The 16,387-nt window shown below is 45.6% G+C and carries 12 protein-coding genes, 1 tRNA gene and 1 pseudogene; 12 read left to right on the top strand and 2 right to left on the bottom strand.

Annotation, left to right across the window (positions count from 1 at the left end; all coding sequences use genetic code 11):
* Positions 1–12 precede the first annotated feature (12 nt).
* A pseudogene (gene cphA / locus FD968_RS06810) lies at positions 13–2,172 on the bottom strand (cyanophycin synthetase); the annotation flags it as partial.
* A 203-nt stretch (positions 2,173–2,375) separates the two neighbouring features.
* Between cphA and FD968_RS06805 the strand changes: the two are divergent.
* The 11 genes from FD968_RS06805 to FD968_RS06755 all read left to right on the top strand — a co-directional run bounded on the left by FD968_RS06805 (position 2,376) and on the right by FD968_RS06755 (position 13,688).
* Positions 2,376–4,742: an ABC transporter ATP-binding protein gene (locus tag FD968_RS06805; RefSeq protein ID WP_215364938.1), complete on the top strand. Its 2,367-nt coding sequence runs from the start codon at positions 2,376–2,378 to the stop codon at positions 4,740–4,742.
* Complete coding sequence (locus FD968_RS06800; protein ID WP_215364934.1) at positions 4,739–5,218, top strand: DUF1854 domain-containing protein; 480 nt, start codon at positions 4,739–4,741, stop codon at positions 5,216–5,218. The genes FD968_RS06805 and FD968_RS06800 overlap by 4 nt, the downstream gene beginning before the upstream one ends.
* Before the next feature lie 15 nt (positions 5,219–5,233).
* Positions 5,234–5,309 (top strand) — tRNA-Thr (locus FD968_RS06795).
* Between the two features lie 300 nt (positions 5,310–5,609).
* On the top strand, positions 5,610–6,614 hold the full coding sequence (locus FD968_RS06790; protein WP_371817730.1) for a Bug family tripartite tricarboxylate transporter substrate binding protein: 1,005 nt from the start codon (positions 5,610–5,612) through the stop codon (positions 6,612–6,614).
* A gap of 84 nt (positions 6,615–6,698) precedes the next feature.
* On the top strand, positions 6,699–7,226 hold the full coding sequence (locus FD968_RS06785) for a tripartite tricarboxylate transporter TctB family protein (RefSeq protein WP_215364930.1): 528 nt from the start codon (positions 6,699–6,701) through the stop codon (positions 7,224–7,226).
* Positions 7,227–7,266: 40 nt separating this feature from the next.
* A complete protein-coding gene (locus tag FD968_RS06780; RefSeq protein ID WP_215364926.1) occupies positions 7,267–8,766 on the top strand; it encodes a tripartite tricarboxylate transporter permease in 1,500 nt (499 codons plus the stop codon).
* Between the two features lie 92 nt (positions 8,767–8,858).
* Entirely contained in the window at positions 8,859–9,230 is a 372-nt protein-coding gene (locus FD968_RS06775) for a DUF2946 family protein (RefSeq protein ID WP_215364921.1), read from the top strand.
* A 69-nt stretch (positions 9,231–9,299) separates the two neighbouring features.
* Positions 9,300–11,459: a TonB-dependent receptor gene (locus tag FD968_RS06770; protein WP_215364917.1), complete on the top strand. Its 2,160-nt coding sequence runs from the start codon at positions 9,300–9,302 to the stop codon at positions 11,457–11,459.
* Positions 11,459–12,703 (top strand): sialidase family protein, encoded by a 1,245-nt coding sequence (locus FD968_RS06765; RefSeq protein WP_215364914.1) that lies wholly within the window; start codon positions 11,459–11,461, stop codon positions 12,701–12,703. Before FD968_RS06770 ends, FD968_RS06765 begins: the two co-directional genes overlap by 1 nt.
* Positions 12,700–13,179 carry a TlpA disulfide reductase family protein gene (locus FD968_RS06760; RefSeq protein ID WP_215364911.1) on the top strand — a complete coding sequence of 160 codons (480 nt, stop codon included), beginning with the start codon at positions 12,700–12,702 and terminating at the stop codon, positions 13,177–13,179. Before FD968_RS06765 ends, FD968_RS06760 begins: the two co-directional genes overlap by 4 nt.
* A gap of 32 nt (positions 13,180–13,211) precedes the next feature.
* Positions 13,212–13,688, top strand: a complete 477-nt coding sequence (locus tag FD968_RS06755; RefSeq protein ID WP_215364909.1) for a copper chaperone PCu(A)C — start codon at positions 13,212–13,214, stop codon at positions 13,686–13,688.
* Positions 13,689–13,757: 69 nt separating this feature from the next.
* On the opposite strand, the gene ilvD is transcribed toward FD968_RS06755, so the two are convergent.
* A complete protein-coding gene (ilvD, locus tag FD968_RS06750) occupies positions 13,758–15,452 on the bottom strand; it encodes a dihydroxy-acid dehydratase (protein ID WP_215364906.1) in 1,695 nt (564 codons plus the stop codon).
* Positions 15,453–15,682: 230 nt separating this feature from the next.
* Here ilvD and FD968_RS06745 point away from each other — a divergent pair, with 230 nt between their 5' ends.
* Positions 15,683–16,312, top strand: a complete 630-nt coding sequence (locus FD968_RS06745; RefSeq protein ID WP_215364903.1) for a response regulator transcription factor — start codon at positions 15,683–15,685, stop codon at positions 16,310–16,312.
* The last annotated feature ends 75 nt before the right edge of the window (positions 16,313–16,387 follow it).

Here is a 16,387-nt window from a genome sequence, read left to right as displayed (position 1 = left end):
AGCGTCTGGCACAAAAGTCTCGGCGCCAGCTTCGATCACATTAAACGGTATATCTAAAGCCCATGCCGCAGCAATCGCTGCACCTAAATTCATGGTCTTCCAGGGCGAAGAGCTGCTCGCTTCAGAATGGCGTGGGACTGGAATGGACTTCTGATCCAGCTTGCCAGACTTCAGGGTGATTTGTTGTTTACCAACAAGCACAACGCGACCACCATTTTGCAGATGGTTTTGAATGAGCTCTGAATCCGAGTTCTCGCTAAAGAAGATCACTTCGCCATCACAGAGTTCAGCCATTTTCACGCACAGCGGATCATCGGCATTCAGAACACCAACACCTGTTGGAAGAACAACATCAATTTGGGTGCGGACAATACTAAAGACTTGATCTTCATCATAGATGGCATACTGTGGGAAGTTGGCTTTAGGATCAATATTCAGCACAACACCAACTTGGCAGCGGTCGTAGGCTAAACCTTCGATCAGCATAGATAGGTGATTGTTTTCGATCACCGCTGCTTCAACTGCGCGATTGAGAAGAGTACGACGAGCATTTTCCCAATTGGATACGTTGGTATTCGGAATGGCGCGGTTACCAAAAAATAAACCCTTGCTACAAGATAAGCCAACATAGACGTTAGTCAGACGTAGGAAGTGGGCAACCATTTCAGCGACAGGTGTCTTGCCATTTTCACCACAAATACCAACCAATGGAACACGGAAATCTGTGCCAACAGGGAAGAGGTGGTTTGCAATCTCTTTACCAACGGGTTGTGGCTTTCCGCTCGCGGGTTTGAGATGCATTAATAGACCAGGGCCAGCGTTGACTTCGACGATAGCGGCATTTTGCTCTGCGAGCGGGCGGCTAATGTCTTGAGCGACTAGATCAACACCCGCAATCTCTAGGCCAACGACGCGCCCTGCTAAGGCAACTTGGCTTGCAACATCAGGATGAATCAAATCAGTGACATCAAATGCGACATTGCCATTACTCTGAATTAATACTTTGTGATCGACTGCTGGAATGCTGTTACCGGTCAATTGTTGACGAGCAAGCTCTAGTTCTACTGCAGAATCAATTCGTACTGGATTGAGTGGATGTTCTTCTGCGGTGCCGCGGCGTGGATCAGAATTAATCTGTATCTGAATCAGTTCTTGAACTGTGTGCTTGCCATCGCCAGTAACCCATACGGTTTCGCCTTTAGCAGCAGCAACTACTTTATTACCAACCACCAGAATGCGATGCTCGTCACCAACAATGTGACGCTCAACTAGCACTTCACTTCCTTCATCAATCGCTACTGCATAAGCAGCTTCAATTTCTTGTTGGGTATACAGGTTGATGAAAACACCGCGACCATGATTTCCATCAATGGGTTTAACAACGACTGGTAAGCCAATGTCTTGTGCTGCTTCCCAGGCGTCATCAGGACTAGTAACGGTTCTACCTTCTGGGGTCGGTACACCAGCGCTACGCAACAAACTCTTGGTTAAATCTTTATCTCTAGAAATCGTTTCAGCAATCGCGCTGGTTTGATCTGTCTCAGCTGTCCAAATGCGACGTTGTTTAGCGCCGTAACCCAGCTGAACTAAGTTGCCTTCGGATAGACGAATAGAAGGAATGCCGCGCTCTTCCGCTGCATTAACGATACAAGCTGTACTCGGACCGAGTAATAAATCATCTCCAAGATCACGCAGCTTTTCAATAATGTCTTGAACTAAAGTAACGCAATCTTGATTGTCTTGTGCCAGCGCGAGATAGAGATCGCGAGCGTACTTCAATGCAGTTAGCGTTACTTCTTCGTTGATAGCGCTCACCATCACTTTGTAAACGCTACGACGATCACCATCACGAGCTTTGCCAAAACCACCAGGAATTCCTGCTAGATTTTGAAGTTCGAGCGTCAAGTGCTCCATGATGTGAGCTGGCCAAGTGCCTTCTTCAACGCGTTTGAGAAAGCCACCGGTTTCTCCATAGCTGCATCGATGCTCAATCAGGCTAGGGACGGCCTTAACCAAGCGGTCGTAAAAGCCAGGAATTAGATTGGATGGGTAGTCTTCGAGATCCCCGATATCGATCCATACCTCAATGACGGGGTGGTAAGTCCACATATTGGGGCCACGGAGATGCTTAACACTCAGGATCTCGATGGATTTATCTAGTAATTGGGGCATTTAAGGTGTTGCGAGGGGTCGACGCCATGTTTTAGAGGTCGGCGCGCTTGACTGTCTCTCAGTTTCTAGTTTTATTCAAAATCCACAAAAATAGCAAAAATACATAAAAAGGACTACCTAGCTAATTTAACGGTTTTCTACCCCTGAAAGTTGACATAAGCAATAAATCTAAAAAAGCTAGCTCCACTATACTTTTGGAGTTGATGAAGCCACAAATCCTACCTTTTGCCCCTGCGCTGCCAAATGATTGGCAGACCGTTTTTAGGGGCGAAAAATCCCCAATTCAAAGCCTAGAGGCAGTGCTGACTTGGGTCGAGCTAGATTTGGATGCAAATTTACGCTTTGAAAGAAGCCTTCTGCTGCTGACCGAGCAAGGATTGTTTTGGTCCGATGGTCAGCAATTTGAATCTTGGCCGATTAGCTCCGAAGCGCATCTAGCGCATGGTGATCACGCTGGGGTGGGACATTTAAAGCTAGAAACGTCAGATGCTTTGCAACGGATTTGGTACTTCACCCTAGCGGTCAATCCTCAGGTCTTACGTCTGCAGTCTAGTTTTAGACAGCTGCTTCGAGGTGAGGAGCACACAGATGCTGAAGTGGGTGAGTATGACAAGCAAGTTTGTCCGGTTTGCTTGAGTCCTAAGCCGGCTAACTCAGACGTTTGTCCAACGTGCGATCCTGAGGATGACAAGCCACCATCGACTTGGACTTTATTTAAGTTGTGGCGTTTCGCTAAGCCCTATAAAAAGCAATTACTCTTGGGTTTCATATTGACGCTGCTATCAACTGGCGCAACTTTAATTCCGCCGTATCTTACGATGCCCTTGATGGATCATGTCTTGATTCCTTATGAGCGTGGTAACCCCATTGATTTTGATTTAGCCACCAAATATTTATTAGCACTTTTTGGTGCTGCCATCATTGCGTGGGGCTTGGGTTGGTGGAAGACTTACTTGCTCGCATTAGTGAGTGAGCGAATTGGTGCCGATCTTCGTAATACGACATTTGAGCATTTACTCAAACTCTCGCTGGAGTACTTTGGCGGTAAGCGTACTGGTGACTTGATTGCCCGTATTGGCGCAGAGACAGATCGAATTTGTGTCTTCCTATCCCTTTACGCATTGGACTTTGCAACTGATGTCTTGATGATCACCATGACGGCAGCCATCTTGGTATCGATTGATCCTTTATTGGCTTTAGTGACCTTAGCGCCGCTGCCATTCATTGTATGGATGATTCATGTGGTGCGCGATCGTTTGCGCTTTGGCTTTGAGAAGATCGATCGCATCTGGTCTGAGGTGACGAATATTTTGGCCGATACCATTCCTGGTATTCGCGTTGTGAAAGCATTTGCTCAGGAAGATCGTGAGCTCAAGCGTTTTGTGGATTCCAATAAACACAATCTCCAAATTAATGATCGCGTTAATCGCGTTTGGGGTTTGTTTTCACCAACAGTCACGCTCTTAACGGAAACTGGTTTATTAGTAGTGTGGGGATTCGGTATCTGGCAAGTTGCACATCAAAAAGTCACTGTCGGTGTGTTGATTGCCTTCCTTGCCTACATCGGCCGCTTTTATATACGCTTAGACTCGATGAGCCGCATTGTGTCGCATACCCAAAAAGCAGCGGCGGGTGCTAAACGTATCTTTGATATTTTGGATCACGTCTCCAGCGTTCCTGAGCCGATTAACCCTGCGCCGCTCGGTCCAGTCAAAGGTCGTATCTCAATGCATGGCGTGGGTTTCCGCTACGGCAATCGTGCAGTATCTAAAGGGATTGATTTAGATATTGCCCCGGGCGAAATGATTGGTTTGGTAGGGCATAGTGGCTCCGGTAAGAGTACTTTGGTCAACTTGATTTGCCGTTTCTATGACGTGAGCTCTGGCTCGATTGCATTAGATGGGCGCGATATTCGTAGTATTGGGATTGCAGACTATCGCAAATGTATTGGCTTGGTATTGCAAGAGCCATTCTTGTTCTTCGGGACGATTGCAGAGAATATTGCTTATGGCAAACCTGATGCTACTCGCGAAGAAATTATCGAAGCAGCTCGTGCTGCTCATGCCCATGAATTTATTCTGCGTTTGCCATTAGGGTATGACTCGCTCGTCGGTGAGCGTGGTCAATCTCTATCTGGTGGTGAACGTCAACGAATCTCGATCGCACGCGCGCTCTTGATAAATCCAAGCATTTTAATCTTGGATGAAGCTACATCATCCGTTGACACGACGACCGAAAAAGAAATTCAGCGAGCTTTGGATAATCTGGTTAAAGGTCGCACCACCATTGCTATTGCACACCGTCTCTCAACCCTGAGAAAGGCAGATCGCCTCGTAGTCTTAGATAAGGGTGAGATTGTCGAGATTGGTTCCCACGAGCAGTTAATGGATGCCCAAGGTGCCTACTACACCTTGTATCAAGCTCAATTGCGCCATGCTGCAGAGTTGGTTGAAGGTGGTGCGATTGGTGAAAGTTTGGAAGAGGGCCCGCAAGAGCAGAAGGAAGAAAGAATAGAAAAGCAGGAAGAGAAATTACAAGAGATCGCAAAAAATATTGGGGGTGGGGTATGACGCAAGCTCATCAAGTTACCCAACAACTTATGCGCGATCCATTGGGACGCTTGGTATTTATTGATGCAAAAGGTGAGCATCACATTGGCGTTTATCCAGTGCGAGCATTTCCGATAACGTCTCCAGGCTCTGGTGTTGGCATCATGAATCAATCTGGCAAAGAAGTCCTTTGGTATCCCGATGTTGCCGCCATATCAAAAGACGAGCTTACCTTGATTGAAGATGAATTGGCTGCGCGCGAGTTCATGCCGGTGATCGAAAAAATTATCAAGGTTTCTACATTCGCCACACCAAGCATTTGGGATATTGAAACCGATCGTGGTCCCACTCGTATTCGCCTCAAGGGTGAAGAAGATATTCGCAGAATCGCTGGCAATACTTTATTGATTGCAGACTCTAATGGCCTGCAGTTCCTTATTAAAGACTCCACTGCATTAGATAAAGTTAGCAAGAAACTCCTAGATCGTTTCCGCTAGAATTTATTGCGGTAAGCCGCTTTAGCTCAGTTGGTAGAGCAGTTCATTCGTAATGAAAAGGTCGCCAGTTCGATTCCGGCAAGCGGCACCATTCACACAGATTATTTAGGGTAAACCCTAGATCTCAACCTTCTGCTATTTCCGAAAATATCATCCCTTATTTTTGTACGTTTTTTGTGCATTCAATGCGATTATTAAGATTGGATGTAAGTACACTAGCCTCTGGTCTTTGGCTTGATTTATCAGGGTTTCTACTAGATTAAAGAAGCTCTCGCGTGTCGATTTTGAAATTATTGATGGTAGTCAAGTTCAACTGGCGCATCTTGTTTAAAAATCACTCACATATTAATAAGCCAAATTAAATTGGTAACCATTTTTGGAGACATACTTTATGAAGATGAAGTTAAAAGGCGCATTGATTTCTGCCGCATTAGCCCTCGGCGTCACTGGTGCTTCACCTGCGTTTGCAGCATGGGAACCAAACAAGCCAGTTGAATTCATCATTCCTGCTGGTCCTGGTGGTGGCGCAGACCAAATGGCTCGCATGATCCAAGGGATCATCACAAAAAATAACTTGATGAAGCAGGCTGTTATTCCTGTTAATAAGGGTGCAGGTGCTGGTGCTGAAGGTTTCTTGGCAATGAAAGAAGCTAAAGGTGATCCAAATAAGATCATCATCACACTCTCGAACTTATTTACAACCCCATTAGCAACTGGTGTTCCATTTAACTGGCAGGACATTACTCCAGTAGCCATGTTGGCATTGGACCAATTTGTGTTGTGGGATAACGCTGAAAAGCCTTACAAGACAGCCAAGGAATACATCGATGCAGCTAAAGCAGCTGGTCCTGGCAAGTTCAAAATGGGTGGCACTGGATCTAAACAAGAAGATCAGATCATTACAGTAGCGCTTGAAAAAGCAACTGGCGCGAAGTTTACTTACATCCCATTTAAAGGGGGTGGCGACGTTGCTGTTCAGCTCGTTGGCAATCACATTGATTCATCTGTGAATAATCCAATCGAAGCCGTTGCTCAATGGCGTGCTAATAAGTTGCGTGCATTGTGCGTATTTGACGATACCCGTATGCCATATAAAGAGAAGATTACGGATACCCAATCTTGGAATGACGTTCCTACCTGTAAGGAAGTTGGTGTGCCAACCGACTACGTAATGCTCCGTGGCATCTTCATGGCTCCAGGCGTAACTCAAGAGCAGGTTGACTTCTACGTTGAGTTATTCAAGAAAGTACGTGCTACACCAGACTGGAAAAAGTTTATGGCTGATGGCGCATTTAACCAAACATTCATGACTGGTAAAGAGTTCCGTAACTGGCTCACATTAAATGAGGCTTTACATAAGCAGTTAATGGCCGAAGCTGGATTTTTGGCTAAGTAATTTTGTTAAAACAAGATAGGGCCTCCAGTAGGGGGTCCTATTTTTTAAGTAAGCGCTTTAAATCAACCTTAGTAAAAATAAAAAATGTCTGAACATACAAATAATTCAAATCAAGATTCAGTAATTAGCGTAAGAGCGATGGACATCATTACTTCGCTCGCGTTCCTTGCCATAGGTCTTACAGTCATGATTGGCAGCCTGAAGTTGGGCGCTAGTTGGGGTGCTGATGGTCCTGAAGCGGGATATTTCCCTTTCTACATCAGTTTGATCATCATGCTTTCGAGCACAGTGACTTTGTATCAAGCTGTCATCGTGAACAAGAATAAGGAAACAGAAACTTTCGTTGAGAGAGAGCCTTTTAAACAGGTGATGGCAGTATTGTTGCCAGCGATCGTTTTTGTTCTGGGCGTTCAATTAATCGGTATTTATGTTTCCTCTGCCCTTTACATTGCTATTTTTATGGTTTGGCTTGGGAAATACCCAATCTGGAAAGCGGTTGTCGTATCTGTAGGGGTGAGCGTAGCTCTGTACCTCATGTTCGAGTTCTGGTTCCAAGTTCCATTGCCTCACGGCTCCTGGTTCAACCCCCTCGAGTTTGTTGGTGTGAACTAAAAAATATAAATAAAAAAGATAAGAGAAAAAGGAGTTCAAGTTGGAAGAAATTAGCGCTCTATTCAACGGCTTTGCCGTTGCAATGACACCCTTTAACTTACTGTTAATGTTGGTTGGTGTAACGCTCGGTGTGATCATCGGTGTGTTGCCAGGTTTAGGCGGTGCAAACGGTATTGCGATTCTGTTGCCGTTGACCTTCACAATGCCACCAACCTCAGCAATCATCATGCTCTCCTGTATTTACTGGGGTGCGTTGTTTGGCGGAGCGATTACATCGGTGCTCTTTAATATTCCTGGTGAGCCATGGTCAGTTGCGACAACCTTTGACGGTTATCCAATGGCACGTAATGGTAAAGCAGGAGAGGCATTGACTGCAGCCTTCACATCTTCATTTGTAGGTGCGTTCTTTGCGATTGTGATGATTACCTTCTTGGCACCATTGGTGGCTAAGTTTGCACTCCAATTCGGTCCACCGGAATTCTTCTCGGTGTACTTGCTCACCTTCTGTAGTTTTGTGGGGATGAACAAGGGGTCGCCGTTTAAAACGATCTCCGCCATGATGTTGGGCTTCGCCTTAGCTACTGTTGGTATGGATACTGTTACCGGTCAATTGCGTTTGACATTCGGTCATCCAGAATTGATGCGCGGTTTTGACTTCTTAATCGCGGTGATTGGTCTGTTTGGTATTGGCGAGATCCTTCTCTCAATGGAAGAAGGTTTGGCATTCCAAGGTGCGGCTGCGAAGATTCGCGGTAAGGTTGTCTTGGAAACATGGAAGCAATTGCCAAAATACTGGGCTACTTCATTACGTAGCTGCTTGATTGGTTGCTGGATGGGTATTACTCCTGGTGGCGCAACTCCTGCATCCTTTATGGCGTACGGTGTTGCTAAGCGCGTATCCAAAGAGGGCGATAAGTTTGGTACTGGAAAAATGGAGGGCATCGTTGCTCCAGAAACAGCAGCTCATGCTGCTGGTACTGCAGCGCTTTTGCCAATGCTATCTCTCGGTATTCCAGGCTCACCAACAGCAGCGGTATTGCTCGGTGGCTTGTTGATCTGGGGTTTACAACCTGGCCCTTTGCTTTTCGTAGAGAAGCCAGACTTTGTTTGGGGCTTGATCGCAAGTATGTATTTGGGTAACTTGGCCGGCTTGTTTGTTGTATTAACTTGCGTGCCATTGTTCGCCTCCATCTTGAGAATCCCATTCTCAATCATTGCGCCAGTCATTATTGTGATTTGTGCGGTGGGTGCATATACCGTTCACAACGCCATGTTTGACGTTTGGTTGATGTTGGGCTTCGGTGTTCTCGGTTATGTTTTCAAAAAGCTCGATTACCCAATGGCGCCAATGGTCTTAGCCTTGGTCTTGGGCGACCGTGCAGAAGATTCTTTCCGTCAATCCATGCTGTTCTCTCAAGGCAGCTTAGATATTTTCTTCTCTAACCCATTGGTAGGCGGCATTACTTCTCTGGCATTAGTACTGCTCTTCTGGCCATTGATTGGCAAGGTGATTGGCAAGAAAAAAGCTGCAGCAGCATAAGAAACTCGCTAGAAATAGCGATTTCAAAGGAAAAAGGGGCGTCAGCCCCTTTTTTCATGGAAAAGTGAAAACTCCGATAAAATTCATACACCATGAATTTCCACAAAAACCGCCTCATTCACTGGATTGCAGCTGCAGCCATTGCGATGAGTGCACTTGCGCCAGCAGTGTCACAAGCGGTATCGCTTGCAAAACACGGACAAGGTTTTGCGATGGAGATTTGTTCTGCTGATGGCACTAAGGCAGAAATCAAGGTGCAGACTGAAGACCAAGAGGTCGCCGATCAAGCGCAGCCTTGCCCGTATTGCGTTGCTCAAAATACGATTACTCCAGCATTCAATACCAACCTTACATTCCAGGCACCGCAAACGCTAGCTTTGCTGCCAGCACTGTTCTATCAATCACCCAAACCACTCGCTGTTTGGGTAACACCTCCCTCAGCAGCTCCGCCAGCAAAAGCCTAAACATCTTTAGGGCATAGCCTAGCTATGTAGTTGGCAACCCAGTTGCCGCCATGTTGTGTGGAGAAGTAAATGTTGTTGAAAAAAAAGAAAATTAGCGTATGCATTGGCATGCTATTTGGGTCGGTATTCATCAATGCGCAGGCGCAGATTGCGCCCCCGCCGGATTATGATCAGAAGCTTAGCAATGTGATTGTTAATGCAACTCGTTCTGGTACGCCGTTAGATGAAATTCCTCTTAACACCACAATATTGACTAAAGAGGTTTTGGAGGTTGCGCCTGACCAAACAATTGACCAGATATTAAAGAATGTGCCTGGCGTAATTATTAGTGATCAACCTTATTACTATAAGGATCCAACCGGTCAGTCTATCAACGTTCGCGGTCTTGGAAACGCAAGAACATTGGTATTGATTGATGGGGCTCCTGCAAATGATGCATTCTATGGAACCGTCGAGTGGAATAAGGTTCCCATGTCTTCTATAGAAAGCGTGGAGTTTGTGAGAGGTGGAGTTTCTAGCCTTTGGGGAAACTATGGCATGGGTGGGGTTATCAACATACTCACTAAAACACCAAAAAATAGTCAGCAAGATGTATCGGCTAGTTATGGTTCTTTTGGGACTGGAAATATTGCTGCCTCGAAAGATATTATTGCCTCTGAGGATATGCAACTTAGATTTTCTGCGGACTATTTCAGTACAGAGGGCTATAAAAGCTATGCAACCATATACCCTGGGAAGCCGTCGAACTGGGCAACTGGTATGAGCGATAGTAAAGCAATGAATTCAAACGTTCGCCTACAGGGCAACTTTAAAGTGTCTCAAGATACAACAGGCTTTTTCAGAACTGGGTATTACACGATGGAGGACCTAAGCACCAATTACTCAGTTGCTAAAAATTTAGTACAAAAGGCAGATTTTGCAACCGGAACTACAACTAGATTGTCAGATTCAGAAAAGGTGGCGGTAACTGTTTATGGGGAGACTAGCGGATTTAATAAACCCAATGCAGGGTCTGCTTCACCTAACGGGAAAATTACAGCAGTTTCACAGGACAATTACACTACTTTTGCTGGATCAGCCCTATATACAAAGAATTTAACTGGGATAGTAGATCAAGTAATGTTTGGAGCCGACGCTCGGACCATTGGCGCCTCCAACGACGGGAAGAACTACAACTCTAATCAAACTACTTTTAATACTGTTTATGCTCAAGCCACCCAAAACTTCTATGGTCTGTTGGGTCAAATTAAAAGTAAGTCAACGTCAATCCCTCTTGAGGTCACCTTAGCTGCAAGGTTGGATCAGTACACAAGTCAGGTTCCTACAAATACTGTGACCCTCACTTCAACAGGTGTTACTACTGCCACTCCAGTGCCAAACATTCAAAAAACGCAATTAAATCCAACCCTTGGCATTCTGTATAACCTCAATAAGGACTGGGATCTGCGATCTGCAGCCTATCAAGCCTTCCATGCACCTGGCATGAATAATTTATTGCGTTCATACTCTTCGAGTTCCGGTGGATCCTATTTTGCAAATCCTAACTTAACGCCGGAAACAATGACGGGTTATGAGGTGGGGACTGACTATCGTTGGCGCAGCGGTTTTTTTCAGTTAACTGGCTTTAATAATTTTATTAGAAATGCAGTTGCTTCTTATACATTAGCCAACAATTCTGCAGACAATGCGCTTGCGAAGACCTTGTGTTCTAATTCGAGCGCTACTTATGCGGGTAATGTGGGCGTATGTCAAGGCAGCGGTGTCAATTACTATACAAATAACCAGAACTTGCAAAGCCAAGGTATTGAGACGCAGTTCCATTACGATATTAGTTCACGGTGGGCGACAGATCTTAATTACGCATATACCCAGACTCGTCTTACTTGGAGTGGAACTGCTGACCCAGCAAACCGACAGGTTGGCGGCGTTCCGTTAAATCTTGGAAGTGCTGGGCTTACTTGGTATCCTGTTGAAAAAGCAAGTCTCACTGCTACAGTTAGATACGCAGGTTTAACGTGGGTTAAAACAAATCATAGCGATCCCCCTGTACCTCCATCTGCAGTCGTTGGATTAAAGGCCAATTACCAAATTACCCCGCAAGCTTCTACTTATCTTGCTATTACCAATTTATTTAATCGAAACTATGTGACTTTCGGAAATTCAAGTGCCTCGAACTATATAGCAGCGCCTCCGCAATCAATCACCGTTGGCGCGCGTATCATCTTCTAATGTTTAAAAGACGCCAACTCCTTGCCTTTAAAGCACTCTTGATCAGTGTTTTAGGATTTGCTGCGCTCAATCATGCAGTGGCGCAGATGTCTCATTCCTCTCAGGTGATGGGTATATCCCCAGCAAAGTCTGCTTGTATTGGGTCAGGCTTGGAGTGTGCCAATGCCGCAACCCCGTTTCTGATGGACGATGGCAGACTACTATTGGCATGGACCGCCAATGGGATGGTAGCTGTAGCGCAGTCATCGGATAAGGGCAGGACATTCTCTATTCCAGTCAAGATTGCTGAGCATGGCAAGTCACTTGATGCTGGATCTGATGCGCGCCCCCAAATTGTTGCGGATGCTCGCAACAATGTTTTTTTAGCCTATGCCTTTTTCAAGGATTCCAATTGGAATGCCCAGGTCAATATCGCAAGATCTTCTGATGGTGGAAAAACATTTACTGCACCCCAATCACTGGTTAATGATGGGTCTAGCCAGCGTTTTCCATCGGTAGTGATTCGGCCAGATCACTCTATCTTGATTGCATGGGTCGATAAGCGCTTAGTAGCGGATGCTAAGAAAGCAGGGCAACAGCGTTTGGGTGGATCAATAGCCTATTCTTTCTCGAGTGATGCTGGAAATTCCTTTGCACCAGAAAAGATTGCCAATGAATCCAGTTGTGAGTGTTGCCGTATTGGCGCCAGCATAGATCCACAAGGTGGGGTTGGCATCATCTATCGAGCAATCTTCCCTGGAGGCATTCGGGATCATGCTACTCAAATCATTACGCCATCCACTGCGGGCAAAGTACAACGCGTTTCTCGTGATGAATGGAAAACTGATGCATGCCCACATCATGGCCCAAGTATTGCCATCTCAAGTACTGGAAAAATGCATGTAGCTTGGTTTACTCAGGGTAGTGCTCGCACGGGTGTTTTCTATGCGAGCTCTAGCAATCAAGGTGAGACCTATTCCAGACCACAAAGGATAGGCGCAGAAAATGCCAATGTTTCTAGACCTTATTTATTGGCTATCGATCAATCGATTTGGTTGGTATGGAAAGAATTTGATGGCATCAAAACCTCTATCTACCTTAAGCAATCTCATGATGATGGCAAAAACTGGTCTAACCCAAGGGCGATTACAAGTACGACTGGCTACAGTGACCATCCTTTGTTGGTAAGCCAAGGGAAAGAAGCGTACCTTTCTTGGCTCACTCGAGATGATGGCTATCAATTGCTTCCATTAAACTCAAAATGATGAAAAAAATACTGATCCTCCTGGCAATATTCTTCGCGCTAATGCAGTCTGTATGTGCACAAAGCCCCACAATAAAGCCCTATCAAAAAGGTGATTGGAAGGCCTTAACCAAACCTTATGCAGGGCAGGCCATAGCTATTCACTTTTGGGGTGTTACTTGCGCTCCTTGCGCAAAAGAAATGCCGCAGTGGGGTCAGTTCCTGACTCAAAATAAAAACGCCAAGATAATTTTTATTCAAGTAGATGATGTTTCACCAGAAAGCGCCATCAAGATGCTCTCGGCTGCCAATGTCAAGCCCGCAAATAGTTACACCCTGACATCACCGTTTGATGATGCTCTGCGTCATGAGATTGATCCGCAATGGCGCGGCGAGACCCCAATGACTTTGTTAGTTGATAAGAACGGCAAAGTCACTCGAAAAGTGGGAAGCATGGATTTCAAGAAGTTAAAGCAATGGTATTTAAGCGGGGCATAACTAACCCAGCCAGATTAATTAAGGAGAATCAAATGAAGAAGACATTATTCAAAGCATTAGCGTTGGGCATTCTTGGCCTAGGTATTTGTGGGTCTCTGATGGCGCAAAATGCTACAGTTGGTCCAATCAAAATTGAAAATGCCTACACACGCGCTACCGCTCCAGGGCAGCAAGTAGCTGGCGGCTTCCTTAAAATTGAAAACAAAGGCGCTACTGATCAGTTGGTATCTGCAAGCTCTCCAGTAGCTGGCGAAGTGCAGTTGCATGAAATGGCCATGGATGGCAATGTAATGAAGATGCGTCAGGTAAAAGATATTGCTGTGCCTGCTAATGGTGCGGTTGAGCTCAAACCAGGCGGTTTGCATTTAATGTTTATGAATATCAAGACTCCTTTGGCTGCTGGTGAAACTGTCCCAGTCAAGCTGAAGTTTGCAAAGGCAGGCGAGGTTGATGTGAAGATGCCTGTGAATGCAATGGGTGCTGGACATGGCGGAGCCATGAAGCACTAAGCAATCTAAGCGTTATAAATAAAAAGCCCCTGAACACAATCAGGGGCTTTTGTTTTGCCGCTCATCTATTTAGGTGAGATCTAGATCTAAATCGGTCACTGCTCCCTTGCTGGCACTGCTTGCAAGACTTGCATACTTTGCCAAGAGACCGCGGGTATAGCGAGGCTTAGGTTGCTTCCAGGCTGCACGGCGCTTAGCAATTTCTTCATCACTTACATTGAGTTGAATGAGTAACTTATGTGCATCGATAGTCACTGAGTCACCTTCATTGATCAGGGCAATCGTGCCGCCAACATAAGCCTCAGGAGCAACGTGACCAACGACCATGCCCCAAGTGCCACCAGAGAAACGACCATCAGTAATCAGGCCCACAGACTCACCTAAGCCCTGACCAACTAATGCAGAGGTTGGGGAGAGCATTTCACGCATACCAGGACCACCTTTAGGACCTTCGTAGCGAATGATCACGATGTCACCATCTTTGATCTTTTGCGCCATGATCGCCGCCATCGCATCGTCCTCAGAATCAAAGACACGAGCAGGACCAGTAATCGATGGGTTCTTGAGGCCTGTAATCTTGGCGACGCAACCTTCTGGAGAGATATTGCCTTTCAGAATCGCTAAGTGACCTTGCTTGTACAAAGGATTGTCTAAAGTGCGAATCACTTTTTGATCAGCGCGTGGTACAGAGGGAACATCCTTCAATACTTCAGCAATGGTTTTGCCAGTGATCGTCATGCAATCACCATGAAGCAATCCGCCATCGAGCAAAATCTTCATCACTTGCGGAATACCGCCAGCTTGATGTAGGTCGGTTGCTAAATACGTGCCCGATGGTTTCATGTCAACAATGACTGGAACACGCTTACGAATGCGCTCAAAGTCATCAATCGTCCAGTCGATTTCCGCAGCACTAGTAATCGCTAAGAAATGCAATACCGCGTTAGTAGAGCCGCCAACTGCCATAATGACACTCACTGCGTTCTCAATCGATTTCTTAGTGATGATGTCGCGTGGGCGTAAATTGTTCTTAATGGCTTCTACTAAAACACGGGCAGATTCTGCAGCGCTAGCCACTTTTTCGCCATCTTCGTTGGCCATCGTAGAAGAGTAGGGCAGGCTCATACCCAGGGCCTCAAAGGAGGAACTCATGGTATTGGCTGTATACATACCACCGCATGAGCCGCTACCTGGACAGGCGTTCTGCTCTACTCCTTTGAGATCTTCTTCATTCATGCGGCCGGATGTAAATTCACCAACAGCTTCAAATGCAGAGACGATATTGAGATCTTTACCTTTGTAATGACCCGGCTTAATCGTGCCGCCATAAACATAAATTGCTGGAACGTTAGTACGAGCAATTGCCATCATGCCGCCTGGCATATTTTTATCGCAACCACCAATCACAACGACGCCGTCTTGCCATAAACCGTTGACACAAGTCTCAATACTGTCGGCGATGACTTCGCGAGAGACAAGAGAGTACTTCATACCTTCAGTACCCATGCCAATACCATCAGAGACAGTTGGTGTGCCAAAGGTTTGTGCTTTTGCGCCAGCTTCTTCCAGGGCAATCACGACAGCATCTGTTAATTTTTGTAAGCCACTATTACAAGGGGTGATAGTGGAATGGCCATTTGCAACGCCAACCATTGGCTTAGAAAAATCCTTTTCTTGATAACCCATGGCGTAATACATCGAGCGATTAGGTGCGCGAGCGACTCCCTCGGTGACCATGCGTGAGCGTTCGTTAAGGCGTTTCATGCTTATTACTCCAGAAAAGGTTCATTGCGAAAGGCTCTATTGTGCCGTGAGATCGGTTCGGAGGTGCCTAGCTTAAAAAGGTAGGCTTGACCTCATAATATGCTGCGCTGCAATACAAAAAAACTATACAAATCATCAATTTAGGCGCTAAATATTAGCTTGATAGCTAATAGCTTAGTAGATTAGGCTGTAGTACATTTTCTTATCAACCCCTTTTTCCTTTAAATTCAATGACTAAAGCTGGACATATCTACCTGATTGATGATGACGAATCTATGCGAGTCTCGTTATCTAGAATGCTGCGTGAGCTGGGCTACCTGGTAGATGACTATGCGTCAGCCAAGGTATTTATGGAAAAGTCCGTACCTGTCTCTCCAGCCGTGATCCTCTTAGATATGCAAATGCCCGATATGACAGGACTAGATTTGCAAGAGCAGCTCCTCAAATATGGCCGCAAAACCCCCATCGTGTTTGTGAGTGGTCAAAGCCATCCACATCAAATTGTTCAAGGCTTAAAAAAGGGTGCGCTCGACTTTCTGTTCAAACCATTCAATTTGGAAGAGTTGTTAAAGGCAGTTGCTGATGCAATTGATTTTGATAGAAGACAATTAAAGCGCGTTTCTATTGATGTAGAAACCAAACGAGATTATGAGAGTCTGACTCCCAGAGAGCGTGAAGTCTGTGCATTGTTGGTACAAGGGCTACTAAATAAGGACATAGCGGTGAAGTTGGGCACTACCGATGCCACCATTAAGGTCCATAAGGCTCGGGTGATGGATAAGATGCACGTGGATTCAGTACAGAACTTGGTAAAGAAATACCTTGAGTCAGACTTAGAGAATCATCCCTTGAGTCACTAGCCCAAAAGCTAATTACCCTAATGGTACATAAGTACTAATATTCAATAAAGTATTAAAGTTATCAACAGATTAGAG

It is taken from the genome of Polynucleobacter sp. AP-Titi-500A-B4 (assembly GCF_018688095.1).
Lineage (GTDB): Bacteria > Pseudomonadota > Gammaproteobacteria > Burkholderiales > Burkholderiaceae > Polynucleobacter.
Note: the sequence above shows the minus strand (reverse complement) of the source record. Positions and strands in the feature narration are given on the sequence as shown.

What these genes read in the sequence shown, in the direction of transcription:
- FD968_RS06805 (WP_215364938.1), top strand. Translation starts at nt 2,376, where the DNA reads ATGAAGCCACAAATCCTACCTTTTGCCCCTGCGCTGCCAAATGATTGG.
- FD968_RS06800 (WP_215364934.1), top strand. Translation starts at nt 4,739, where the DNA reads ATGACGCAAGCTCATCAAGTTACCCAACAACTTATGCGCGATCCATTG.
- FD968_RS06790 (WP_371817730.1), top strand. Translation starts at nt 5,610, where the DNA reads ATGAAGATGAAGTTAAAAGGCGCATTGATTTCTGCCGCATTAGCCCTC.
- FD968_RS06785 (WP_215364930.1), top strand. Translation starts at nt 6,699, where the DNA reads ATGTCTGAACATACAAATAATTCAAATCAAGATTCAGTAATTAGCGTA.
- FD968_RS06775 (WP_215364921.1), top strand. Translation starts at nt 8,859, where the DNA reads ATGAATTTCCACAAAAACCGCCTCATTCACTGGATTGCAGCTGCAGCC.
- FD968_RS06770 (WP_215364917.1), top strand. Translation starts at nt 9,300, where the DNA reads ATGTTGTTGAAAAAAAAGAAAATTAGCGTATGCATTGGCATGCTATTT.
- FD968_RS06765 (WP_215364914.1), top strand. Translation starts at nt 11,459, where the DNA reads ATGTTTAAAAGACGCCAACTCCTTGCCTTTAAAGCACTCTTGATCAGT.
- FD968_RS06760 (WP_215364911.1), top strand. Translation starts at nt 12,700, where the DNA reads ATGATGAAAAAAATACTGATCCTCCTGGCAATATTCTTCGCGCTAATG.
- FD968_RS06755 (WP_215364909.1), top strand. Translation starts at nt 13,212, where the DNA reads ATGAAGAAGACATTATTCAAAGCATTAGCGTTGGGCATTCTTGGCCTA.
- ilvD (WP_215364906.1), bottom strand. Translation starts at nt 15,452, where the DNA reads ATGAAACGCCTTAACGAACGCTCACGCATGGTCACCGAGGGAGTCGCT.
- FD968_RS06745 (WP_215364903.1), top strand. Translation starts at nt 15,683, where the DNA reads ATGACTAAAGCTGGACATATCTACCTGATTGATGATGACGAATCTATG.